The 22,657-nt window shown below is 58.5% G+C and carries 25 protein-coding genes and 2 tRNA genes; 9 read left to right on the top strand and 18 right to left on the bottom strand.

Annotation, left to right across the window (positions count from 1 at the left end; genetic code table 11):
• Positions 1-78: 78 nt before the first annotated feature.
• The 7 genes from AB4O41_RS15225 to AB4O41_RS15195 form a co-directional block, all read right to left on the bottom strand.
• Positions 79-154 (bottom strand) — tRNA-Thr (locus AB4O41_RS15225).
• Positions 155-232: 78 nt separating this feature from the next.
• Positions 233-1,057, bottom strand: coding sequence for an FkbM family methyltransferase (locus tag AB4O41_RS15220; RefSeq protein WP_460143752.1), 825 nt, complete (start codon positions 1,055-1,057; stop codon positions 233-235).
• A 343-nt stretch (positions 1,058-1,400) separates the two neighbouring features.
• Positions 1,401-2,630, bottom strand: coding sequence for a methyltransferase (locus AB4O41_RS15215; protein ID WP_460143751.1), 1,230 nt, complete (start codon positions 2,628-2,630; stop codon positions 1,401-1,403).
• Entirely contained in the window at positions 2,611-3,300 is a 690-nt protein-coding gene (locus tag AB4O41_RS15210) for an ABC transporter permease (RefSeq protein ID WP_460143750.1), read from the bottom strand. The genes AB4O41_RS15215 and AB4O41_RS15210 overlap by 20 nt, the downstream gene beginning before the upstream one ends.
• On the bottom strand, positions 3,297-3,992 hold the full coding sequence (locus AB4O41_RS15205; RefSeq protein ID WP_008068748.1) for an ABC transporter permease: 696 nt from the start codon (positions 3,990-3,992) through the stop codon (positions 3,297-3,299). Before AB4O41_RS15205 ends, AB4O41_RS15210 begins: the two co-directional genes overlap by 4 nt.
• A 78-nt stretch (positions 3,993-4,070) precedes the next feature.
• Positions 4,071-4,817 (bottom strand): ABC transporter substrate-binding protein, encoded by a 747-nt coding sequence (locus AB4O41_RS15200; protein ID WP_460143749.1) that lies wholly within the window; start codon positions 4,815-4,817, stop codon positions 4,071-4,073.
• 13 nt (positions 4,818-4,830) lie between these two features.
• Positions 4,831-5,604, bottom strand: a complete 774-nt coding sequence (locus tag AB4O41_RS15195) for an ABC transporter ATP-binding protein (protein ID WP_007949059.1) — start codon at positions 5,602-5,604, stop codon at positions 4,831-4,833.
• A gap of 561 nt (positions 5,605-6,165) precedes the next feature.
• Here AB4O41_RS15195 and gabP point away from each other — a divergent pair.
• Positions 6,166-7,560, top strand: a complete 1,395-nt coding sequence (gene gabP, locus AB4O41_RS15190; protein ID WP_460143748.1) for a GABA permease — start codon at positions 6,166-6,168, stop codon at positions 7,558-7,560.
• A gap of 76 nt (positions 7,561-7,636) precedes the next feature.
• On the opposite strand, the gene vapC is transcribed toward gabP, so the two are convergent.
• The 6 genes from vapC to AB4O41_RS15160 all read right to left on the bottom strand — a co-directional run bounded on the left by vapC (position 7,637) and on the right by AB4O41_RS15160 (position 11,468).
• The gene (gene vapC / locus AB4O41_RS15185; protein WP_030129300.1) at positions 7,637-8,044 is read right to left on the bottom strand and encodes a type II toxin-antitoxin system tRNA(fMet)-specific endonuclease VapC; all 408 of its coding nucleotides are present in this window, start codon (positions 8,042-8,044) and stop codon (positions 7,637-7,639) included.
• Positions 8,044-8,274, bottom strand: a complete 231-nt coding sequence (gene vapB / locus AB4O41_RS15180; RefSeq protein ID WP_237883583.1) for a type II toxin-antitoxin system VapB family antitoxin — start codon at positions 8,272-8,274, stop codon at positions 8,044-8,046. The genes vapC and vapB overlap by 1 nt, the downstream gene beginning before the upstream one ends.
• A 178-nt stretch (positions 8,275-8,452) precedes the next feature.
• The gene (locus AB4O41_RS15175; protein ID WP_460143747.1) at positions 8,453-8,905 is read right to left on the bottom strand and encodes a hypothetical protein; all 453 of its coding nucleotides are present in this window, start codon (positions 8,903-8,905) and stop codon (positions 8,453-8,455) included.
• 6 nt (positions 8,906-8,911) lie between these two features.
• On the bottom strand, positions 8,912-9,328 hold the full coding sequence (locus AB4O41_RS15170) for a hypothetical protein (RefSeq protein WP_367373797.1): 417 nt from the start codon (positions 9,326-9,328) through the stop codon (positions 8,912-8,914).
• A 37-nt stretch (positions 9,329-9,365) separates the two neighbouring features.
• Complete coding sequence (locus AB4O41_RS15165) at positions 9,366-10,340, bottom strand: alpha/beta hydrolase family protein (RefSeq protein ID WP_460143746.1); 975 nt, start codon at positions 10,338-10,340, stop codon at positions 9,366-9,368.
• A gap of 69 nt (positions 10,341-10,409) precedes the next feature.
• Positions 10,410-11,468 carry a PDDEXK nuclease domain-containing protein gene (locus AB4O41_RS15160; RefSeq protein WP_460143745.1) on the bottom strand — a complete coding sequence of 353 codons (1,059 nt, stop codon included), beginning with the start codon at positions 11,466-11,468 and terminating at the stop codon, positions 10,410-10,412.
• 262 nt (positions 11,469-11,730) lie between these two features.
• On the opposite strand from AB4O41_RS15160, the gene AB4O41_RS15155 reads away from it, so the two are divergent.
• On the top strand, positions 11,731-12,180 hold the full coding sequence (locus AB4O41_RS15155; protein ID WP_460143744.1) for a carboxypeptidase regulatory-like domain-containing protein: 450 nt from the start codon (positions 11,731-11,733) through the stop codon (positions 12,178-12,180).
• Between the two features lie 83 nt (positions 12,181-12,263).
• Here AB4O41_RS15155 and AB4O41_RS15150 read toward each other — a convergent pair.
• The 5 genes from AB4O41_RS15150 to AB4O41_RS15130 form a co-directional block, all read right to left on the bottom strand.
• Positions 12,264-12,339, bottom strand: a tRNA-Phe gene (locus AB4O41_RS15150).
• 103 nt (positions 12,340-12,442) lie between these two features.
• Positions 12,443-12,715 (bottom strand): oxidative damage protection protein, encoded by a 273-nt coding sequence (locus tag AB4O41_RS15145; protein WP_007897448.1) that lies wholly within the window; start codon positions 12,713-12,715, stop codon positions 12,443-12,445.
• Positions 12,712-13,779, bottom strand: coding sequence for an A/G-specific adenine glycosylase (gene mutY / locus AB4O41_RS15140; protein WP_460143743.1), 1,068 nt, complete (start codon positions 13,777-13,779; stop codon positions 12,712-12,714). The genes AB4O41_RS15145 and mutY overlap by 4 nt, the downstream gene beginning before the upstream one ends.
• On the bottom strand, positions 13,776-16,010 hold the full coding sequence (locus AB4O41_RS15135; protein ID WP_460143742.1) for an AsmA family protein: 2,235 nt from the start codon (positions 16,008-16,010) through the stop codon (positions 13,776-13,778). Before AB4O41_RS15135 ends, mutY begins: the two co-directional genes overlap by 4 nt.
• A gap of 77 nt (positions 16,011-16,087) precedes the next feature.
• Entirely contained in the window at positions 16,088-16,492 is a 405-nt protein-coding gene (locus AB4O41_RS15130; RefSeq protein ID WP_460143741.1) for an acetyl-CoA sensor PanZ family protein, read from the bottom strand.
• 255 nt (positions 16,493-16,747) lie between these two features.
• On the opposite strand from AB4O41_RS15130, the gene AB4O41_RS15125 reads away from it, so the two are divergent.
• The 7 genes from AB4O41_RS15125 (at position 16,748) to AB4O41_RS15095 (ending at position 22,559) form a co-directional block, all read left to right on the top strand.
• Positions 16,748-18,412, top strand: coding sequence for an OFA family MFS transporter (locus AB4O41_RS15125; RefSeq protein WP_460143740.1), 1,665 nt, complete (start codon positions 16,748-16,750; stop codon positions 18,410-18,412).
• A 268-nt stretch (positions 18,413-18,680) separates the two neighbouring features.
• Positions 18,681-19,274, top strand: coding sequence for an imidazoleglycerol-phosphate dehydratase HisB (gene hisB / locus AB4O41_RS15120; protein ID WP_007939452.1), 594 nt, complete (start codon positions 18,681-18,683; stop codon positions 19,272-19,274).
• Positions 19,274-19,912, top strand: a complete 639-nt coding sequence (gene hisH / locus AB4O41_RS15115) for an imidazole glycerol phosphate synthase subunit HisH (RefSeq protein ID WP_008068774.1) — start codon at positions 19,274-19,276, stop codon at positions 19,910-19,912. The genes hisB and hisH overlap by 1 nt, the downstream gene beginning before the upstream one ends.
• Positions 19,913-20,170, top strand: a complete 258-nt coding sequence (locus AB4O41_RS15110) for a DUF2164 domain-containing protein (protein ID WP_046045558.1) — start codon at positions 19,913-19,915, stop codon at positions 20,168-20,170.
• A 42-nt stretch (positions 20,171-20,212) separates the two neighbouring features.
• Entirely contained in the window at positions 20,213-20,950 is a 738-nt protein-coding gene (gene hisA, locus AB4O41_RS15105) for a 1-(5-phosphoribosyl)-5-[(5-phosphoribosylamino)methylideneamino]imidazole-4-carboxamide isomerase (protein WP_007897434.1), read from the top strand.
• 9 nt (positions 20,951-20,959) lie between these two features.
• The gene (hisF, locus tag AB4O41_RS15100) at positions 20,960-21,730 is read left to right on the top strand and encodes an imidazole glycerol phosphate synthase subunit HisF (protein ID WP_007897430.1); all 771 of its coding nucleotides are present in this window, start codon (positions 20,960-20,962) and stop codon (positions 21,728-21,730) included.
• A gap of 73 nt (positions 21,731-21,803) precedes the next feature.
• Positions 21,804-22,559: a substrate-binding periplasmic protein gene (locus AB4O41_RS15095; protein ID WP_460143739.1), complete on the top strand. Its 756-nt coding sequence runs from the start codon at positions 21,804-21,806 to the stop codon at positions 22,557-22,559.
• Positions 22,560-22,657 lie beyond the last annotated feature (98 nt).

Below are 22,657 nucleotides of genomic sequence, written 5' to 3'. Positions count from 1 at the left end.
CCTGGAACGAAAAAACCCGCCAAAGGGCGGGTTTTCGGGGCTTCCAGAGCATTCGGTGGAATGCAATGGAGCCTAATGTGGTGCCGGCACCAGGAGTCGAACCCGGGACCTACTGATTACAAGTCAGTTGCTCTACCAACTGAGCTATACCGGCGTGTTAGGGCGACGATTATAGCGATTGGATTGGTTCTGTAAACCCCTGAATTCAGACTATTTTTGCGCAGGTGTCTGGTCAGGCGCGAATCAGTACTTTCTTGAGTTTCTGAAGGGTTCGCCAGGCTCGGCTGTTTTGCATGGCTCGCAGTTGCGCTTCGGCCTGTTCGGCGCGTTGCAGGGCGGCGGCGAGGTGGTTTTCAGGGGCAGTGACGGGGTAGCTGAATTTGTGGCCGCGGCAGAACTGGAAGTCGTCCAGGTTGCACGGTGGGATGTCGAAGGCGGGTTTGAGGGCCAGGTGTTCTTCGGCGAGATAGTAGGTGTTGATGCCGTCGAACAGGATGGACTGGTAGCCGGCGGCGGTGACGAGGGTTTCCCAGGTCTGGTCGCGTTCCCATGGGGTTTCGATGAGGATGATCCACGGCCGCCATTGGGTGAAGTCCATGCCGCGCAGGACGGTTTCTTCATGGCCTTCGACGTCGATTTTCAAAAAGTGGATGGGGCGGTTCCGGGCGTATTGTTCGCAGATGGAGTCCAGGGTGCGGGATTTGACGGTTTGGCTGCGCACGTCCAGGCCGGCATTTTTGTGTTGCTGGGCCAAGGCCGGGTCGAGGGTCGACAGGCCGGTGCCGGCGATGCCGTAGAAGGTCAGGTCATCGGCGCTTTCGCCGGCCACGCATTGCAGGTTGATGTCGTTAGTGCGTTGGTGGCATAGGGCGTCGTAGTAATTTGGCATGGGTTCGACGTTGATGCCGGTCCAGCCGCGGTCGTAGAAGGCTTTGGTGACGGAGTCCTGGGTGGGGTCGTTGGCACCGATGTCGATATAGAAGCCGTTTTCGACGTATTTGAGGGCGCGCCACAGGCGGATGTCTTCGAAATTCTGTGCGTAAGAAATGAACGTCACGGTCGCATCCTGTCGGTCAGATTGTTCTGTTCATGGCCGCACTGTCGGCGCCCCTGCATGCTGGTATAGCAAGGGGTATTGCAAGGCGCAATTTTCCGCTATGGATGTCCGGTATTCGGCGGTTATGTCGTTTTGATGAAATGCTTATGCACAATGGACTAGGGGCGACTACCTGTTCATTACGATTTTGTAGACTCGTTCTCATTTGTCTGCAAATGCCTGTTTTGCGGGTTTTTTATTTGTGTGAACAAAAAATGATCAGCAGTGTTTCAGGCGTAAAACAGCGTGAATATTGGATCCACGATAATTCCATCAACAGAGTTATCCACAGGCTGTGGCTGTTTTAAGGGCGTTCTGCAAGGAATAGGAAATTGCGCGGCGTGAGTGGAGTTTTACAGAATGTGCCGAGACGAGCGGTGTAACCCTGCTCAATGAGGAAAAGTGCCCGATCAAGTACCAGCCACAGCTCCAGCGGCCGTCGGAAAAGGCCTCGCAGCAGCTCCAGATTGCGGACTTCAGCCAATCGCTGCCAACCGGCGGTTTCGAGTGTAGTCCAATCTGGGGCGCCAACTGTGGATAAGTCTTTGAGCGCGGCCAGATCGCGGCAGTAATCGGCGAGAGGTTTGTCCAGCCAGGCGCTGGGCAGAGAAGGGGTTGGCAGGTATTCATCGACGCCGCGCAGTTGCCGTTGCAGCAGGTCGAACGCCAGGCGCCGGGCCATGGAGGTGTCACGCTGGCGTCGGACGCGCGCGCCGGCGGTGACGGTTTCGCTCATAGGCAGCGCAAGATCATCGAGGGAGAGGTGTAGGTCGGAATGCTCAGCCGCGCAGGAAAGCGGCTGATAGGTGTTCAGACTGATCCGGTTGTAGCAGCAGGGTGCGATGGCCAGTTGTTTGCAACCGGCGGCGCTGGCGAGCTGGATCAGTCGCACATGCAGATCACCGCACGCGTGCAGCGCGACGGGCGTGTGATCGGCGTTCAATAAAGAGGCTGCGCCAGGCGCGAGTACATCCTGCTCGACATGCAGCGCATGCAATTGATGACGCTGGCTGAGTGTCTGGCCGCTGGCAACCAATGCAGGGTCGTATTCCAGGCAAGTCAGTTGTTGCCCGGTTTGCAACAGGCGTCGCCCCAAATGGCCTTTACCCGAACACCAATCCAGCCAATGCTTCGGTGCCGAAGCGAACTCCAACCGACTGGCGAAGGCTTCGATCTGCTGCCACTTGCGCCCCGGCACCTCCACATTTAAGCGATGGCCTGCCGCTTCAAGTGCATGAGCCGGTAATTCACCCACCGCGCTCAGTTCGGCAGACATCGCCGCCAATGAAGCAAACGGCTCAGGCGCATCGAGCAGGCAAGGTTGGTTATGACTGCTTTCCGCATCCTCCAGCGACCGTCCGCGTAGCCAGAACGCCAACTCCGGGTAGGACACTTCCCAAGGCAATTGCAGATGAGTAAACGGTCGAGGCTTCCACAGCGCCTGATGTTCGATCAGAAAAGCATCCAGCGCGGTGAAGCGGGCGAGCAAGGCCTCGCCCGTCAGCACGCAGGAATCAACGCCCTTGGCAGGCATCGACGCGCAGCCAGCGCTCCAGCAGCCTGAAGCCGCGAACCAGCACATAAGCCATCAGCAGATAGAACATGCCTGCGGCGAAGAAGATCTCCACCGGCAGGTAGGTGCGGGCAATGATGGTGCGGGCCATGCCGGTCAGTTCCAGCAAGGTCACGGTACTGGCCAGGGCGCTGGCCTTGAGCATCAAGATCACTTCGTTGCTGTAGGCCGGCAGGCCGATGCGCGCCGCACGCGGCAGCATGATGTAGAACAGTGCCTTGGCCCGGGACATGCCCAGCGCCCGCGCCGCTTCGATCTCGCCCGGTGGAATCGCCTGGATCGCGCCGCGCAGGATCTCGGCGATGTAGGCTGCGGTATGCAGGGTCATGGTCGCCGTGGCGCACCAGAACGGACTGCGCAGGTACGGCCACATCGAGCTGTTACGCACTGCGTCGAACTGCGCCAGACCGTAATAGACCAGGAACAGCTGAACCAGCAACGGTGTGCCACGGAAAAAGAAGATGTAGCCGTAGGGGAATGCCCGCACGTACCAGAGTCGCGACGAGCGAGCGATGCCCAGCGGAATCGCCAGCAGCAACCCGGCGATCACGGCGATAGCCACCAGTTCGAGAGTCAGTGTCGCGCCCTGAGCCAGTTTCGGCAGCCACTTGATGATGACTTCCCAGTTCATTGGGTGCTCCTCGCGAAGCCGCGAGCGGCGCGTCGTTCCATAAAGTGCATGCCGGTCATGGCCAGAATGGTCAGGCCCAGATACATGAAGGCGGCCACCATATAGAAGGTGAACGGTTGCTTGGATATGGTCACGCCGATTTGTGTGTGACGCATGATTTCTTCCAGGCCGATGACGGAGACCAGCGCGGTGTCTTTCATCAGGATCATGAACAGGTTGCCCAGGCCCGGCAGGGCGATGCGCCACATCTGCGGCATGATCAGCCGGGTAAAGATGCGAAATTTCGACAGGCCCAGGGCCACGCCAGCTTCACGGTGACCTTTGGGGATCGCCAGAATCGCACCGCGAAACACTTCCGTGGCGTAGGCGCCGAAGCACAGCCCCAACGCAATCACGCCGGCGGCGAAGGCATTAAGTTCGAGGTCGGGGTTGCCGAAGAACTCGCCCAAGGCACGCATCAAGTTGACCGTGCCAAAGTAGATCAATAGCACCCAGAGCAATTCCGGGATGCCGCGAACCAGCGTTGAATAAGTACCGCCAAGCCATTGCAGCGGCTTGTACGGGGAAGTCTTGGCCAAGGCGCCGAGCAGACCGAGCACCAGCCCCAGGCACAAGGCCGAGAGTGCCAGTTTCACAGTCATCAGCGCACCAGCGGCGAGCGCCGGGCCGAATCCGTAGAGGTCGATAATCATGGAATTCTTTTCAAATCGCGGCAGGCAATGCCAAGGACCGGCACCGTCAGCGAGCGGCGCCGGTCAGGCAGGTCAGAATCAATAGATGCTGAACGGGAAGTACTTGTCGTTGATCTTTTTGTAAGTGCCGTCAGCGACGATTTCTTTCAGTGCGGCGTTCAGCTTCTCGCGAATCGGGTCGTTCTTGCGAACAGCGATGCCGATCTTGTCGCTTTCTTCCACCGGGTCGCCCTTGAATTCGTAGGCCCGGCCAGCGTCGCTTTTCAGCCACTCATAGTTGACGTACTTGTCGGCCAGGATGCCGTCCAGACGACCCGAAGTCAGGTCCAGATAGGCGTTTTCCTGGGTGTCGTAGAGTTTGACTTCGACGCCTTCCATGTTGTCTTCCAGCCAGGTGCCGGCCAGAGTCGCGCGTTGGGCGCCGATCACCTTGCCCTGCAACGACTCCTTGTCGGTTTTGAAGTCGACGTCTTTCTTGGCGATAAATTGCAGCTTGTTAGAGTAATACGGGGCGGTGAAGTCCACCGCTTGCTTGCGCTCGTCGGTGATCGACATCGAGGAGATCAGGAAGTCGAACTTCTTGGCGTTCAGGGCCGGGATGATGCCATCCCAGTCGGATGTAACCACGGTGCACTCGACTTTCATCTTGGCGCACAGGGCATCGCCGATGTCTTTGTCGAAGCCGACGACATTGCCACTGGCATCTTTGTTGTTGAACGGCGGGTAGGCCGCTTCGATGCCCATCTTCAAGGTCTCGGCGGCGGCACCGGCGCTGAAGGCCAGGGTGACAGCAGCGGCCAGGAAGATTTTTTTGTAGTTCTGCATGCGGGTAGCTCCGTTAGCGGTTGCTGGACATGAATTGTTTGCAGCGTGCCGAAAGCGGGTTTTCGAACACCTGCTGCGGCGATCCTTGTTCTTCTACCAGGCCTTGGTGGAGGAACACCACTTCGCTGGAAACCTGACGGGCGAAGCCCATTTCATGAGTCACGAGCAGCATGGTGCGGCCTTCTTCGGCCAATGCGCGGATGACATTAAGTACTTCCTGGACCATTTCCGGGTCAAGGGCGGAGGTGGGTTCGTCGAACAGGATTACCTTGGGTTGCATTGCCAGGGTGCGGGCGATGGCCGCGCGTTGCTGCTGGCCGCCGGAAAGTTGCGCCGGGTAGGCGTGGCGCTTGTCAGCGATGCCGACCTTGGCCAGCAAGGCTTCGGCGACTTCGATGGCCTCGGCTTTGCTTTGGCCGAGCACGCGGCGCGGGGCTTCGATGATGTTGTCGAGCACGCTCATGTGCGGCCAGAGATTAAAGTTTTGAAATACAAAACCGATCTCGCTGCGCAGGCGATTGATCTGCTTGCCATCGGCAGCGACCAGTTCGCCGTTCTTGGCGGCTTTGAGTTTGAGTTCTTCACCGGCTACCAGGATCTGGCCCTGATGCGGGTTTTCCAACAGGTTGATGCAGCGCAGGAACGTGGACTTGCCGGAACCGGAGGAGCCCAGGATCGAGATCACATCGCCGTCGCGGGCGGTCAGCGAGATGCCTTTGAGCACCTCAAGCTGTCCGTAGCGTTTGTGCAAGTTGCGGATTTCAAGCGCGGGCGCGGCCTCAGCCATGTGCGTTCCTCATAGTGTTTTCGCTCCTGCTGTTGGTGGCCTTCCTGGCGAGGCGGCCAAGCTAGCATAGCGTTCGAATGGCAGCCAACAGCGCTACGGACGGTAAACGGGTGGCATGTGGCAGGTTGTCGCATCGGCACAGCAGACTGTCGCCCCATCAACAACCGAACAGCCGTTTGAACACTGCTTTTGAATGAAAAGCGTGGGGCTGTCGAAAAAAAGGCGCGATGTTGCCAGCTTTGGCGGGGTGTTGGAAGCGCTAACCGGACAAACGTTCCTGATCTGCACTTTTATTGTGCGAGCACGAATTTTTTGGTGTGTTTCCGGTGCACCGATTCGTTCTTTGAAGTGGGTGGCAGGGTAACGCTCTGGCGAAATGCCATTAATCTCAATGACTTGCGATGACTGCTCGATTCGTCCGCAGGCCCCGTATCGCGGGCCCGTGAAACATTTTGGCGTAATTATTGCGTGCAGAATAAGAAACGCCCTGTTGGATTCTTTTTACGAGAAGGAATGTCAGGCGGGGCCGACGTCATCGCTTTACTTGCAAAGGTAGTCTTAATGAGTAGTAGCCAAAGCTCCTCCAACGGCCTCGAGCAGGGGCTAAAACCGCGTCATGTGACCATGCTGTCGATCGCCGGGGTTATCGGCGCCGGGCTGTTTGTCGGCTCCGGCCATGCCATCGCCGTTGCAGGCCCGGCCGTGCTGTTGGCCTATGCGGCCGCCGGTGCTCTGGTGGTTCTGGTAATGCGAATGCTCGGCGAGATGGCCGTTGCATCGCCAGATACAGGTTCCTTCTCGACGTACGCCGATCGCGCGATCGGTCACTGGGCCGGTTTCACCATCGGCTGGCTCTACTGGTGGTTCTGGGTTTTGGTCATCCCGCTGGAGGCTAACGCTGCCGCAACCATCCTGCATGCCTGGTTCCCGAATGTGGCGATCTGGGCCTTCACGCTGGTTATCACGTTGCTGCTAACGGTGACCAACCTGTTCAGTGTGAAGAACTACGGAGAGTTCGAGTTCTGGTTCGCCCTGGTCAAAGTCGTAGCGATCATCGGTTTTATCGGCCTTGGCATTCTGGCGATCTTCGGCTTTTTGCCTACCAGCCAAGTCAGCGGCGTGTCGCACCTGTTTGATACTCAAGGCTTCCTGCCAAATGGCATGGGCGCGGTGCTGGGTGCCATCCTGACCACCATGTTCTCCTTCATGGGCACCGAGATCGTGACCATCGCGGCCGCGGAATCGAAGAACCCTGGCCAGCAGATTTCCAAGGCCACCAATTCGGTGATCTGGCGGATTGGCTTGTTCTACCTCGTATCCATCTTCATCGTTGTGGCCTTGGTGCCATGGAACGACCCGATTCTCGCCAGCGTCGGTTCCTACCAGACTGTGCTGGAGCGCATGGGTATCCCGAATGCCAAGCTGATCGTCGATATCGTGGTTCTGGTTGCGGTAACCAGTTGCCTGAACTCGGCGCTCTACACTGCTTCGCGCATGATGTTCTCGTTGGGCAAACGCGGCGATGCGCCGGCCGTTTCCCAGCGCACCAACAGCAGCGGCACACCTTACTGGGCCGTGATGCTGTCGACCGCAGCTGCGTTCCTTGCAGTGTTCGCCAACTACGTAGCCCCGGCCGCTGTATTCGAGTTCCTGCTGGCCAGCTCTGGCGCCATCGCATTGCTGGTGTACCTGGTGATCGCGATTTCGCAACTGCGTATGCGCAAACAGCGTATGGCGCGCGGTGAAAAAATCGCCTTCAGCATGTGGCTGTTCCCGGGCCTGACCTACGCGGTGATCATATTCATCGTTGCGGCCCTGACCATCATGCTGTTCCAGGAAGCCCATCGCGTGGAGATCCTCGCGACTGGTTTGCTGAGCCTGTTGGTGGTGGCTGCCGGGTTGTTTGTGGCCCGTCGTCGCAAGCTGCAGAAAGTGGGCGCGGTGGTGCTGAACTGATTCGTACCGCGTAACGCAAAACGGCCGCTGTCAGTGATGACAAGCGGCCGTTTTTGTTTTGTCTGTTGTGCTCGATTCAAGCGGGGTGCACCCAGTCTTCAACTCGTAAACCGGATACACGCTCAAATTCCCGTAGATTATTCGTCACGATGGTGAACCCTCGTGAGCGTGCGTGGCCGGCAATCATGTGGTCATAAGGGCCTATTGGTGTCCCTGCTTTAGCCAATTCCGAGCGAATCATTCCGGTGTGTGCTGCTGCTTCATAGTCAAAAGGCAAGATCTCAAGACGGGCAACAAAGCCCTCGATGACAGCGAGGTTTTTTTCCGGTGCGGCAGATTTTTCTGCACCGTAAATCAACTCCATCAAGGTGACAGCGCTGATGCACAGCTGGCCGTGATGACGATTGAATGCTTCGCGTACAACCTGTGGCTTGTTCTTGATGGTGAAGATGCAGATGTTGGTATCGAGCATGAATTTGATCATTAAAACGACTCACGCTCCTGATCGGTTGGTTGCTCACGGTCAGCCATAAAGTCTGCGCTCACGCCTTCGCCGTCGAACCAGCTATCCCAGGCTTCTCCTGCCGGGGTGATGAGGCGAGCCCTGCCGATAGCGATAACATCGACACGTTTCACATCACTGGGCATTGCGACGGCTTTGGGCAGGCGGACGGCCTGGCTTCGATTGCTCATAAAAAGGGTGGTTTGTTCCATGGCAGGCCTCCTGCGCTTTGCTGACGCTTGAAGTCAGGAGGATAGAATTCTGTTGGGATATGTCAATGGGATATACGAGGTGACTGATGAAAGGTTGTGATAGTCACGACAGTTTCACGGTTACAAAACCGGCCGCTGTCAGTGATGACAAGCGGCCGTTTTTACTTCCGGGGTAGCCTTACTCGGCCTTTTCCACTGGCAGGTCCAGCGACTGACGATAGCTGTCCAGCGCATCGCCAAAGTCGGTGATGAATTGCGGGTCGGTCAGCCAGGCCTGGGCGGCGTCGCGGTCCATGCCATCGGCCCACATGCGGTAGTCGATCAGCATGTCGGCGGCTAGATGTGTGGCGGCCATGGCTTCGTTGTCGGCGTTTTCCATGTCCAGCAGTTCTGGATGGTCGCTGATGATTTCGGCGAGGTTCGACAGCAGGGTCAGCAGCATGTCGTTGCGGCTGGTGGCCTCGGCGTCACGCATTTTGCTGAACATTGCCAGGGTGTATTCCGGGATCGGCTCGCCGAGTTCACCCAGGTCATCGTCCAGCTCTGCGGGTTTTCTGCCGTGGATATTGATTTGCTTGGCTTTGATCTTGGCGCGTTTGGCGCGTTTCTGTTGCTTGTTCAGGGATGCCATGGGAACTCAGTTTGGTTTCTGTTGGTTTTGGGCTGCGATGACTTCGGAAGCTGCCACGTAGTCAGCCTGGAAGGCCGGGGATTCGATCCACGCCAAGGCGCTGGCTTCGTCAGCTTCGGTGGACCATTGGCGATACTCGATCAGCGCAGCGATGATGAAGTCTGTCGCGGTTTCTTCGCCTTCTTGTTCCAACACCAGCGCGAGCAGTGGGTGTTCAAGAAAGGCCGCGCACATCGCCTGTTGACTGATCTTTGCCGCATCGATCATTTCTTTGAACAGTTCGGTCAGGTCCACCGATTCGAAGTCGATGCGATCGTCGTTCGGGTCCAGCTCGACCGGCGTGGCAGCCCGCTGGGTGCGGTTCTGCTTGGCCTTGGCTTTGGCGCGAGAGGCGCGTTTGTTCTGCTTGTTGGCGGAGGCCATGGGCGTCGTTCCGTAATTCGTTGAGAGGGCGCATCCATCAGCTGCGTGGCACTCGCCGCCCGGGTGTATCGGGGGCCAGCTCGCCGGTCTGCAGCCAGGACAATGCAATGGGCCATAGTGTGGCTTGGTATGCGCTGCGAAAAAAGGCGAAATGTCCGACTTCTTCGTCGCCGATGTCTTCAGGGGTGATTCGCAGGTGAGTGTTTGTGCTGTTGGTGAAGTAGCCGAGCAGGCGTTCAATGGCCGGAATCGTGCCATAGGGATCATCACTGAGGCTGATGGCCAGCGTTTGGGCGGTGACGTTCCCGAACGGCAGCTGGCCGCTTTCGGCGTAGATGACGCGAGCGCTGGGGCGTTTCTCATATTGGGCGGCGGGCATGCTCCAGTCGCGAACTACGCCAGTTGGGGTGTCTTCGAGCCAGCCGAGGCGTTTGCCGGGAAAGTAGCCATAAAGCATGGTCATCAATGGCATCACCACATGCCACTTGCCAAACATTCGCCAGCGATGAGCAGGTGCGTAGTCGCGCCAGTAAGCGAACTGCGCACCCACCGTCACCAGGCGTCGGATCACATGCCCGGAGGCTCCCAGCCCAGCCGCGCAACCGCCGAAGCTGTGGCCGACGACATTGATGGGTTGTTCGGCAAACTCGCGTTGCGCCCTTTGCAGCATCGCCTCGAAATCCAGTGCGCCCCAGTCGGACCATGAGGCCTCAAGCCCTTTCAGCGACGCGGGGCGCGACTCGCCGATGCCGCGGTAGTCATAGGTGATCACATCGAAGCCGTTGGCGAACAGATAATCGGCGAAGCGCGAGTAGTGTCGGCAACGGACTGAAGTAGCGGCGTTGATGATCACCACTGGACGGGTTGGGTCTTGATTCGCATGCCGCCAATTGAAGCCGCCAAGGATGAAACCGTCGGCGGCGGGCTCCTTGAAAGATTCACCCGGTGTGCCGGTGGGTAGCGGCAATTCACGTTGCGTCGGGGCCAGTGAGGGTATGTCCTGCAAATTCATCGGCGTTGAACCTTTGCGGTTAGCCAACCACCATAGTCTTCACGCCGTTTATGAACAATCCACCCGTGCTTATCGGAGCCTCTGCTTGAGTAACCGCTCCTCAAGCACCGCCCATTCCCGATCCAGTTCTGTGCGAAGCTCCTCCTCGCTCGGCAGCACCAGTCTGTAGGTGCTGGCGAACAGTTGTTCGTTGCCTTGCAGCACTGAATAGCGCACCACCGATTCATCTTTTTGCGCGCAGAGAATGAGGCCGACAGTGGGGCCATCCTCCGGTCCGCGCTTGAGGTCATCGTACATGCGCACGTACATGTCCATCTGGCCGACATCCTGGTGGGTCAGAACGCCGCGCTTGAGGTCGAAAATGACGAAGCACTTGAGCAGGTAGTTGTAGAACACCAGATCGATGTAGAAGTCTTTGCTCTCGGTACTGATGCGTTGCTGGCGAGCGATGAAGGCGAAGCCTTTGCCCAGTTCGAGCAGGAAGCCCTGGAGTTGATTGATCAATGCTTGTTCAAGTTCGCTTTCCTGGATCAAGCCTGCATTGGGCAGACCGAGAAATTCCAGTAGCACTGGGTCCCGGATGAAATCCCGAGGGCTGGCGTTCATTTGCTGGATATTGGTGGCAGCTTCCTGTTTGACGGCGGTCCGGTCGCGGCTCGCCAGCAAGCGTTCGTAATAGAGGGTATTGATCTGGCGCTCGAGGGCGCGACTTGACCAGTTCTGCAGAGCAGATTCGTTCATGTACCAGTGGCGAGCGTTGTCGTTGTCGACTCGTAGCAGTCTGCGGTAGTGGGTCCAGCTCAATTCGGAACGCACTGCGTTCCAAATTGGAAAGGTCTGATAAAAGTCCCGCATATAGCGCAGATTGCGTTCGTCAAAACCTTTCCCAAACTCCGACGTCAGGACTTTCGCCAGCGTCGATAACAACTGCTTGCCATACACCGCCCGCCGAGCGCCTTCCTGCTCGAACTCCACAATATGCCGTCCGATTTGCCAACAGGTTTGCACCTGAACGGTATCGACCGCTCGCAGCACCTTCTGGCGCGCTTCACGGATCAACTCGCCAAGATTGCCGAGCAGTGAAGTGATCTGTGAATCTTGAGTGTTACCGGGTTTGAGGGAGCTCATGACATTTTCCGCGGCTGAAGGAAACAGGCACAAGAGGATGGCAAGAGAGTGATGGTTCGCGATGCCGGGCGTTGCTGGTAAATCGGAAGGAAAGGCGAATTCGTTTTGCAGGACTACGCCGATGACAGACGCTCCTTGAGGAGTACATCACGTAGTCCGATTCGCAGTCAGCCCAAGTGCGAATCGATCTAAAACTTGAACATTCGGTAACAAATCTAAAAAGAGTAACGATTGGGTTCTGCGTAACCCGGGAGTCGCCACCATGAAGAACGTCCATTCATTCATGCTGCCCATCGCCGCCGTCGGCGTAATGATGTTTCCAGTCCTGCTTAACGCCGCCAGTCTTGAACCGATCGACAGCACAGGCGTGCAAGTTCAGCAGCAACAGCAAAACGGGATTACTTACCTGTCCGGGGGGATCGGAGAGGATGAGGCTCGAGCCATTGAACAAACGCAGGGTTACAACCTGCACATGACCTTTTCCACCGGGCCGAAGGACGAATATGTTCCCGATGTGGATGTGGTCATTCAGAAAGCCGCAGGGCAACCCGTGCTGACACTGAGTGAGGCTGGGCCGCTGGTTTATGTTCAGTTGCCTGCCGGCAAGTACACCGTTGTCGCGACGCATAAGGGTGAGGTGCGGCGGGATACAGCGGATGTAGGCAGTGGTGCCGCTCGCAATCTGGTTTTCCACTGGGGCGGTGAAAACTAGTCAGGAGAGACGCTTGCACGATGCCTGATCAAATCGCGGGCATAAAAAAACCCTGAATCTTGCGATTCAGGGTTTTCGGTATTTGGTGCCCAGAGACGGAATCGAACCGCCGACACGGGGATTTTCAATCCCCTGCTCTACCGACTGAGCTATCTGGGCAACGGGGCGCATTAAACTGGTTTTTCAGGGGGTCGTCAAGAAAGTTTTCAAAAAAATTTTAATTATTACCGTCGCTTACGATCCGACCCCCGAAAAAACGGGATTATTCAGCGGGCGGAACGTAGCCTTCGGCCTTGGCGTATTCCTCGCCGGAAAAGAACTTGTCCATCTCGCCTTGAAGATATTTGCGGTCTTCGGCGTTCATCATGTTCAGGCGTTTTTCGTTGATCAGCAGGGTCTGGTGTTTCTGCCAGTCGGCCCAGGCCTTGGCCGAGACGTGGTCAAAAATGTCCTGACCTTTTGCACCCGGAAATGGAGCGCGCTCCAGGGCGGGCAATTCTTCTTTGTACTTGCGGCACATGATGGTGCGGGTCATGACGACTCTCCTGCGTTCAATACGGCGGCCGCGCGTTCGAGCAAGGTTTTGACCGGGGCGGCAAGGCCCAGGCGCGGCGGGGTGGCGAGGTTATACCAGAGCCAGTCGGCCTCGGCCACGTGATGGCCGGCCTCCTGGACCTGAACCAGCCAGGGTTCGATGGATAACTGAAAGTGGCTGAAAGTGTGCAGCAGGCTTGGCAGTGCCTGTTGATTGCCCAATTCCAGCGAATGTTGCGAAGCCAGATGTTGCAGGTCGTCGAGGTCGTCGAGTTCCGGCAGGCTCCAGAGACCGCCCCACAGGCCCGTGGAAGGACGACGGTAAAGCAGAATCGCACCTTCGCCATTGGCGAGCATCGGCATCAGCGTGCGCTTCTGTGGCACGGTTTTGCGCGGCTTGGGGATCGGGTAGCGGGTTTCCAGGCCAAGCATGTGCGCCTCGCAACCTTTTTCGAGCGGGCAGAGCAGACAGCTCGGTTTGCTGCGGGTGCAGAGCGTGGCGCCCAGATCCATCATCGCCTGGGTGTAGGCGTTGACACGGGTCTGCGGCGTAAAGCGCTCAGCGTTGGCCCACAGCTGTTTGGCAACCTTGGGCTCGCCCGGATAACCCTCTTGCGCCGTAAAGCGCGCCAGCACCCGTTTGACGTTGCCATCGAGAATCGGCGCCCGCAGGCCCATGCTCAGGCTGGCAATCGCGCCGGCCGTGGACAGGCCAATACCTGGCAGGTCGGTGAGCTTTTCCACATCACGGGGAAACTCGCCGCCGTATTCGGCAACGACAATCTTCGCGGTCTTCTGCAAGTTGCGCGCCCGGGTGTAATACCCGAGGCCGGTCCACAGGTGCAGCACTTCGTCTTCGGGCGCGGAAGCCAGGGCTTCGACCGTTGGCAGCGAAGCCATGAAGCGGTCGAAGTAATTCAGCACGGTGCTGACCTGGGTCTGCTGCAACATGATTTCCGAGACCCACACCCGGTAAGGGGTGATGCCCTGTTGCCAAGGCAAATCGTGGCGGCCGTGGCGGTCGTACCAATCCAGTACCGCCGTTGAAAACTGCTCGGCTCTCATCGCTTGAACAGCCCCTTGAGCGCGTTTTTCAGTTCCGGGCTGACTTTATCGCCAAGCTTCTCGTCGATTTTTTCGCTGATCCGCTCGCCAGCCAGTTTGCTCGCGACTTGTCCCATGCGTTCGTTGTCGACGCGGCAAGCCTTGGCACCCAGTTCCAGCGGGCCACGGCAGCGCAGTGGCCACTCGATGCCGATGAAGCGCTCGCTGACCTGGCAGGCCGGGTCCGGCATGTCGCTCTTGTCACCTTCGACGATCACGCCGACGCGGTAATCCATGCCCAGCACCCGCAGGTCGATGTCGCCGTTACCGTTGACGGTCATGCCCGGGATGCGCACTTTCAGGTCGGGGTTGTTGGCCACGCCGTTGTGGAAGGTCAGGTTGCCCTTGAGCTCTTCGAACGGTGTGTCCTTGCCCCGTGGCTCGCCCGTGAGGGTTTTGCGATTCAGGGTGGCAATGCCTTTGCACAGTTGCTGCTCAAGGTTGGCATTGAGCAGCACGCCATTGTTGATGACGAAACTGGCATTGCCGTTGAGGTTGTCGATCAGCACGCTCTGGCTATTGCCGCTGCTGGTCAGCGCGCTATCGAGCGTAACCAGGCCTTGGACCGGTGGATTTTTCCCTTGGCTTTCGAGGATTTTTTCTACAGGCACTTTGCTGATGCGCGTCTGCATGTTCAGCGCCGGCACTTGCTGGCGCACGTCCAAGGTACCTTTGGCTTCGAAGTTGCCGTCGTACAGGTCGCCGCGCAGGTTCTCCAGCGTCAGCAGGCCGCCTTGGCCGGTGGCCTTGAGGGCAGCATTCTGAATCGGCAGTTTATCGAGGGTCAGCTGGCCGAAGGTCAGGTCGGCGTCCGCGTCGAGTTTGCTCAGGCGTTCCACCGGCAACAGACGTTCGGTGCTCCACGGGCCTTTGGTCGGAGAGGGTGGCAGCGGGGAACTGCCCGCGCCAGCCATGGCTTCGGTCTCGGTGCTGGCCACTTCGGCCTCACGCACCTGCTTCGCGCTGTTGGCTTCGGCGGATTTTGGCGGCAAGTAACGGTCGACGTTGAAGGTGTCAGCCTTGAGGGTTGCGCGCAGCGATTGCTTGGCGAAGTCCTCGACAGCGATGCGGCCGCTGAAAGTGCTGTCGTCGAGTTTCAGGTTGAGGTTGTCGAGGGACAAACTGGTCGGCGTACCAGTAACCTGGCTGGCCAGCTCGACTTTGCTCAGGCTGCCTTCGGCCATTGCCGGGAGTTTCTGGCCGATGCTGTCGACGAATTTCGCCAGATCGAACTGGGCAATCGACAGGCCACCGCTGATTTGCGGGGTCTTGTCGAGGTCGTTGGCCTTCAGTTCGCCCAAGGCGCGCAACTGATTGGCGGAGATCTTGATGCCGGTCCATTCGGCGACGTTGGCTGCCTTGTCCAGCAGCAGCTGACCTTGAGCGGCGAAGGTCATGGTCTTGCCTTGCAGCGGATCGCCAGCGACTTCGCCGGAGAGTTTCATGTCTTCGAATTTGTAGCGCTGCAGCGCACGCTCGAAACGCAACTCGCCGGCCAGCTCGGTCCGCACCCGCAGAACCGGTTGGTTGGTAGCGAGGAACGCGGTGAGTTTGACCGGGATGTTGGTCGAGTCGTGCACGGGGCCAGTGCTCAGCTGGATGCTTTCGGCGCTGAACTGCTTGCCGGTTTTCTCGTCGCTGTACTCAACGCGGGCGTTGTTGACGGTCAGGCTGTCGATGTCCAGGCGGATCGGCTGGGCCGGTTTTTCTGCCTGGGCAGTAGCCGTTGGTGCGGGCTCGCCGGTGGTGGCGGACGGCGTGGCCGAGGTCGTCGGGGTGGCAGGTGCCGGGACCTTGCCGATGTCTTCCCAGTTACCGTGGCCGTCCTTGTCGCGGTTCAGGCGCAGGTTCAGGCCTTCGACGCGCACATCGCTCATCTGCACTTCGCGGCGCAGCAGCGGAATCACGCGGACCGACAGGCCGAGCATCTGCAAGTCTGCGAACGGCTCGGTAGGCTTGGCCAGGGTCGCAACACTGGCTTCGTGCAATTCCAGGCCCAGCCAGGGAAACAGGCTCCAGCCGATATCGCCATTGAGCGTCAGCTCGATGTGGGCCTTGTCGCGGGCAATCTGGCGAATCTCGTCTTTATAGTCGTTGGGATCGAAGAGGTGGGTCAGGGCAAAGCCCAGCGCCACAATGATCAGCAACAGCCCGAGAAGTACCAGACCCAGGATTTTGCCGAACGCTTTCATGGGCGAGTCCTTGTATTAGTCGAATTCGAAATTTAGCCGGGGAGTATAGCGCTCCGAAGTGGCTGACCGGTCAGCGATCACTTCGGGAGCTCGTCCAGCGGCACTTTCAGCTTAGCCGCTAGCGCTTGAGCTTCGAGGTGCCCGGCAGGCGCCAATAGCCGCAATGTCGCGCCTGATTGCGACGCCATTTTTTGCGCTTCGTTCACCAGGCGCTCGGCAACCCCACGGCGACGGGTGATTTTTCGTACGCATAAATGGGACAAATGCCAGACGTCGTGGTGTCGTTCCAAACGTGCCGCACCCAACAGGCGATCGTTGAAGCGCCCGGCGATCAGCGAACCGTCCTGCAGGCAGCTTTCGATCAGTTGCATCTCCCCAGTGAATGGCGCAAACAGCCAGTCCGGGGCGTCACGGTAGATCTTCTGCAGGTCTTGCTGATCCTGATAAGTGGCTTGGTTCAGCAGCTCGACAATGATCGGCATGGTGTCTCCCTTGAAAGTAATCGCGTGAAAACAAATTGTTGCGGTTGTACGAGAACGGACGACTTACAAAAAGGTGATATCACTTTGGTTTTTCTGTCCCGTGCAAATGGTAACCTCTGCCCGTTCGTCCGTCCTTATCGCGACGTGATGTCGCACCAAAATGGAGCTTCACCTAAAAAACAGTCATGCCTGCGTGCATAAAGGCTGGGGGTGAAGAGCGGCTGGCGAACCATACTAATAATTGGGGGATTTACCATGACTACCAGCATCACGGCGGACGGCATCACAGCCGACCAGCCCGCGTTCCTGTCCAAGGAACGCATCATCGCCAAGCCCGGTTTTAACCGTTGGCTGGTACCACCGGCCGCTCTGGCCATCCACCTGTGCATCGGCATGGCCTACGGCTTTTCGGTGTTCTGGTTGCCGTTGTCCAAAGCCCTGGGCGTCACCAAAGCAGTGACTTGCGCGCCGGACATGAGCTTCATCGCTCAGGTTTTTTCGTCTCAATGCGACTGGCCGATCTCGATGCTCGGCTGGATCTACACCCTGTTCTTCATCTTCCTTGGTTGCTCGGCAGCCATCTGGGGCGGCTGGCTGGAACATGCAGGCCCGCGCAAGGCCGGTGTGGTGTCGGCACTGTGCTGGTGTGGCGGTCTGCTGATTTCGGCGCTGGGGGTCTATACCCACCAGATCTGGCTGATGTGGATCGGCTCCGGGGTCATTGGCGGTATTGGTCTGGGTCTGGGTTATATCTCGCCGGTCTCGACCCTGATCAAGTGGTTCCCGGACAAGCGCGGCATGGCCACAGGCATGGCGATCATGGGCTTCGGCGGTGGCGCGATGGTGGGTGCTCCATTGGCCGCAGCGCTGATGGGTCACTTCGCTTCGCCAACCAGCGTGGGCGTATGGCAGAGCTTCCTGGTAATGGCCGCGATCTACTTCGTGTTCATGATCGGTGGCGCGCTGTCCTACCGCGTTCCGCCAACTGGCTGGAAGCCTGAAGGCTGGACTGCTCCGGCGAAAAAAGCCTCGAACTCGATGATCACCCACCGTCACGTCCATGTGAATGTGGCGTGGAAAACCCCGCAATTCCGTCTGGTGTGGCTGGTGCTGTGCCTGAACGTTTCGGCGGGTATCGGCATCCTTGGCATGGCATCGCCGCTGTTGCAGGAAGTCTTCGCCGGTAAATTGCTGGGCACCGACCAGACATTTGGTCAGCTGGATGCCGGGCAACTGGCCTCGATCGCAGCGATTGCGGCCGGTTTCACCGGTTTGCTCAGCCTGTTCAACATTGGTGGCCGGTTTTTCTGGGCTTCGTTCTCGGACTATCTGGGTCGCAAAAACACCTATTTCGTGTTCTTCGCCCTCGGTTTCGCGCTGTACGCGCTGATCCCGAACCTCGGTCACTTGGGCAACGTTGCGCTGTTCGTGGCGGCGTTCTGCATCATCCTGTCGATGTACGGCGGTGGTTTCGCGACGGTTCCTGCGTATCTCGCGGACCTGTTCGGTACGCAAATGGTCGGCGCGATCCACGGTCGTCTGCTGACGGCGTGGGCGGCGGCGGGTGTGTTGGGGCCGGTGTTGGTGAACTACCTGCGTGAATATCAGCTGAGCATCGGCGTTGAACGCGCCGCGGCTTACGACATCACCCTGTACATCCTCGCGGGCCTGCTGGTGCTGGGTTTCCTGTGCAACCTGATGGTTCGCCCGGTGGCCGACAAGTACTTCATGACCGACGCTGAACTGGCGGCCGAACAGGCGCTGGGCCACGACAAGGGGGCTGACGCCAGCACCGTGCTGGAGTGGAAAGCGGATGCGGGCACCAAGCCGTTGGCGGTGGCTGCGTGGCTGGTGGTGGGCATTCCATTGGCATGGGGTGTTTGGGTGACGCTGCAGAAAACTGCGGTGTTGTTCCACTAAGTAAACGCATCATCCCTGTGGGAGCGAGCCTGCTCGCGATAGCGGTCTGACAGTCGACAGAGATGTTGAATGTGGAGGCCTCATCGCGAGCAGGCTCGCTCCCACATTTGTTTCGTGTTTTTGCAATGAAACCGCTTGTACTGACATGTCTATCCCCGACAGCAGGGGGTTCACTCCGTCAGTGATATCACCTCTCGTGTTTCTGTTTAGCGCCCGCGACCCTATAATGGCTGCCTTTTTCGCCCCAATGATTTTTGCGGAGCTGGTGATGGCCGAACGTATGGCGTCTGTCGAGCGCGACACTCTGGAAACCCAGATCAAAGCCTCGATCAACCTGGATGGCACCGGAAAGGCCCGATTTGATATCGGTGTACCTTTTCTTGAGCACATGCTGGACCAGATCGCCCGTCACGGGCTGATCGACCTGGATATTGTCAGCAAGGGCGACCTGCATATCGACGACCACCACACGGTGGAAGACGTCGGTATCACCCTGGGTCAAGCCTTCACCAAAGCCATCGGCGACAAGAAAGGCATTCGTCGCTACGGCCACGCCTACGTGCCGCTCGATGAAGCGCTGTCGCGCGTGGTGATCGACTTCTCCGGCCGCCCTGGCCTGCAGATGCATGTTCCTTATACCCGCGCTACCGTCGGCGGCTTCGACGTTGACCTGTTCCAGGAATTTTTCCAGGGCTTCGTCAACCACGCCAACGTCACCCTGCACATCGACAATCTGCGCGGGCACAACACCCACCACCAGATCGAGACCGTGTTCAAGGCTTTCGGCCGCGCCCTGCGCATGGCCGTGGAGCTGGATGACCGCATGGCCGGGCAAATGCCGTCGACCAAAGGCGTTCTGTAATGCAGACGGTCGCGGTTATCGATTACGGCATGGGCAACCTGCACTCGGTGGCCAAGGCCCTCGAGCACGTCGGTGCCGGCAAGGTCTTGATCACCAGCGATGCCGATGTGATTCGCGAAGCCGACCGGGTGGTATTTCCCGGCGTCGGTGCGATTCGCGATTGCATGGCGGAGATCCGTCGCCTGGGCTTCGACTCGCTGGTGCGTGAAGTCAGCCAGGACCGTCCGTTCCTTGGCATCTGCGTGGGCATGCAAGCCTTGCTCGACAGCAGCGAAGAGAACAACGGCGTGGACTGCATCGGCCTGTTCCCGGGCCAGGTGAAGTTCTTCGGCAAGGATTTGCACGAAGACGGCGAGCACTTGAAAGTGCCGCACATGGGCTGGAACGAAGTGAAGCAGACGGTAGAACACCCGTTGTGGCACAACATTCCGGACCTGGCGCGTTTCTACTTCGTGCACAGCTACTACATCGCTGCCGGCAATGCGCGGCAGGTGGTGGGTAGCGGTCACTACGGTGTCGATTTCGCCGCAGCGCTGGCCGACGGCTCGCGTTTCGCCGTGCAGTTCCACCCGGAGAAGAGCCATACCCATGGCCTGCAATTGCTGCAGAACTTCGCTGCGTGGGATGGTCGCTGGTAAATGGCTGCCAAAAAGAAGCCGCCGATCCTGACCCTCACTCCCGAGCAGGAGAACGAGGCCAATCACAAGATCAAACGCTTCATGGAGGATCGCTTCGAGCTGGACCTGGGTTCGTTCGAAGCGGCTGAAATACTTGAGCTGTTTACCCGCGAAATTGCTCCGCACTATTACAACAGGGCGATTTTCGATGTGCAGACGCACCTCAAAGAGAGGTTCGAAAGCATCGAAAGCGACCTGTGGGCGCTCGAGAAAAACTGATTTCCGAGCGAAGCTGAATACTCGAATTTGAAGGTTTGCCAGATGCTGATTATTCCCGCTATCGATCTTAAAGACGGTGCCTGTGTTCGTCTGCGCCAGGGCCGCATGGAAGATTCCACGGTGTTCTCCGATGACCCGGTGAGCATGGCTGCCAAGTGGGTGGAAGGCGGTTGCCGTCGTCTGCATCTGGTCGACTTGAACGGTGCCTTCGAAGGCCAGCCGGTCAACGGCGAAGTAGTCACCGCCATCGCCAAGCGCTATCCGAACCTGCCGATTCAGATCGGCGGCGGTATCCGCTCGCTGGAAACCATTGAACACTACGTCAAAGCGGGCGTGAGCTACGTGATCATCGGCACCAAAGCCGTGAAAGATCCGGCCTTCGTTGCTGAAGCTTGCCGCGCGTTCCCGGGCAAAGTGATCGTCGGTCTGGATGCCAAAGACGGTTTTGTCGCCACCGATGGCTGGGCTGAAATCAGCACCATTCAGGTGATCGATCTGGCCAAACAATTTGAAGCCGACGGCGTGTCCGCGATCGTTTATACCGACATCGCCAAAGACGGCATGATGCAGGGCTGCAACGTTTCGTACACCGCCGCCCTGGCCGCTGCGACGAAGATTCCGGTGATCGCTTCCGGCGGTATCCACAATCTGGGTGACATCAAGTCGCTGCTCGACGCCAAGGCGCCAGGCATCATCGGCGCCATCACCGGCCGGGCGATTTACGAAGGCACCCTCGATGTCGCTGAAGCGCAAGCTTTCTGCGATTCGTACAAAGGCTGAGGACTCACCATGGCGCTGGCCAAACGCATCATCCCTTGCCTGGACGTGGATAACGGCCGGGTGGTCAAGGGCGTCAAGTTCGAGAACATTCGCGATGCCGGCGATCCGGTGGAAATCGCCCGTCGCTACGACGAGCAAGGTGCCGACGAGATTACCTTTCTCGACATCACCGCCAGCGTCGACGGTCGCGACACCACGCTGCATACCGTCGAGCGCATGGCCAGCCAGGTGTTCATTCCGCTGACCGTGGGCGGCGGCGTACGTACCGTGCAGGACATTCGCAACTTGCTCAATGCCGGCGCGGACAAGGTCTCGATCAACACTGCTGCGGTGTTCAACCCGGAATTCGTCGGCGAAGCGGCTCAGCATTTCGGCTCGCAATGCATCGTCGTCGCCATCGACGCGAAGAAAGTTTCCGGTCCGGGCGAAACTCCGCGCTGGGAAATCTTCACCCACGGTGGTCGCAAGCCAACCGGTCTCGACGCCGTTGAGTGGGCGAAGAAGATGGAAGGCCTCGGTGCCGGCGAAATCCTGCTGACCAGCATGGACCAGGACGGTATGAAAAACGGCTTCGACCTGGGCGTCACCCGCGCCATCAGCGATGCGCTGGGGATTCCGGTGATCGCGTCCGGCGGTGTCGGCAACTTGCAGCACTTGGCCGACGGCATCCTTGAAGGCCACGCCAGCGCGGTGCTGGCGGCGAGTATTTTCCACTTCGGCGAATACACCGTGCAGGAAGCCAAGGCTTACATGGCTCATCGCGGCATCGTGATGCGCTAAACAGTACAGGCCAGTGGACAGCATGGCGGGCTCAAGGCACTCTTGGGCACGCCATGGATTCCGGTAGCCCGACATGCTTAAACGTCTTCTTCTTGTCCTCGCCAGCGCTTCTCTGTTGCTCATCAGCGGAGCTCACGCCGAAGAAAATCCCGGCACCGGTCTAGTGTTGCTGACGGAAAACTTCCCGCCGTACAACATGGCGAAGAACGGCAAAAATTTCGCTCAGGACGAGAACATCAACGGCATTGCCGTGGACATTGTCCGTGAGATGTTCAAACGCGCCGACATCACTTACAGCCTGACGCTACGTTTCCCTTGGGAGCGAATCTACAAACTCGCCCTGGAAAAACCCGGTTATGGCGTGTTCGTGATGGCGCGGTTGCCGGACCGCGAGAAACTCTTCAAGTGGGTCGGCCCTATCGGCCCGGACGACTGGATCATGCTGGCCAAGGCCGATAGCAAGATCACCCTCGAGTCGCTGGAGGAGGCGCGCAAATACAAGATTGGCGCCTACAAGGGCGATGCGATCGCCGAGACGCTGGCCAAGCAAGGATTGAAACCGATCGTTGTGCTGCGCGATCAAGACAACGCCAAAAAACTGGTCAACGGCCAGATCGACCTGTGGGCCACCGGTGACCCGGCAGGCCGCTATCTGGCGCGCCAGGAAGGCGTGAACGGGCTCAAGACCGTGCTGCGCTTCAACAGCGCCGAGTTGTACCTGGCGCTGAATAAAGACGTGCCGGACGAAACCGTCGCCAAGCTGCAAGCCGCGCTGGATCAGCTGCGCAAGGAAGGCGTGGTAGACGAGATCATGTCGCGGTATCTCTAAGCCCCAGCACCGAACCTTGTGCCCTGCACAAAACTTTGTGGGAGCGGGCTTGCTCGCGAAGAGGGAGTGTCAGTCGATATCCATGGTGCCTGACACAC

The organism is Pseudomonas sp. S2_A02 (assembly GCF_054668495.1).
Note: the sequence above shows the minus strand (reverse complement) of the source record. Positions and strands in the feature narration are given on the sequence as shown.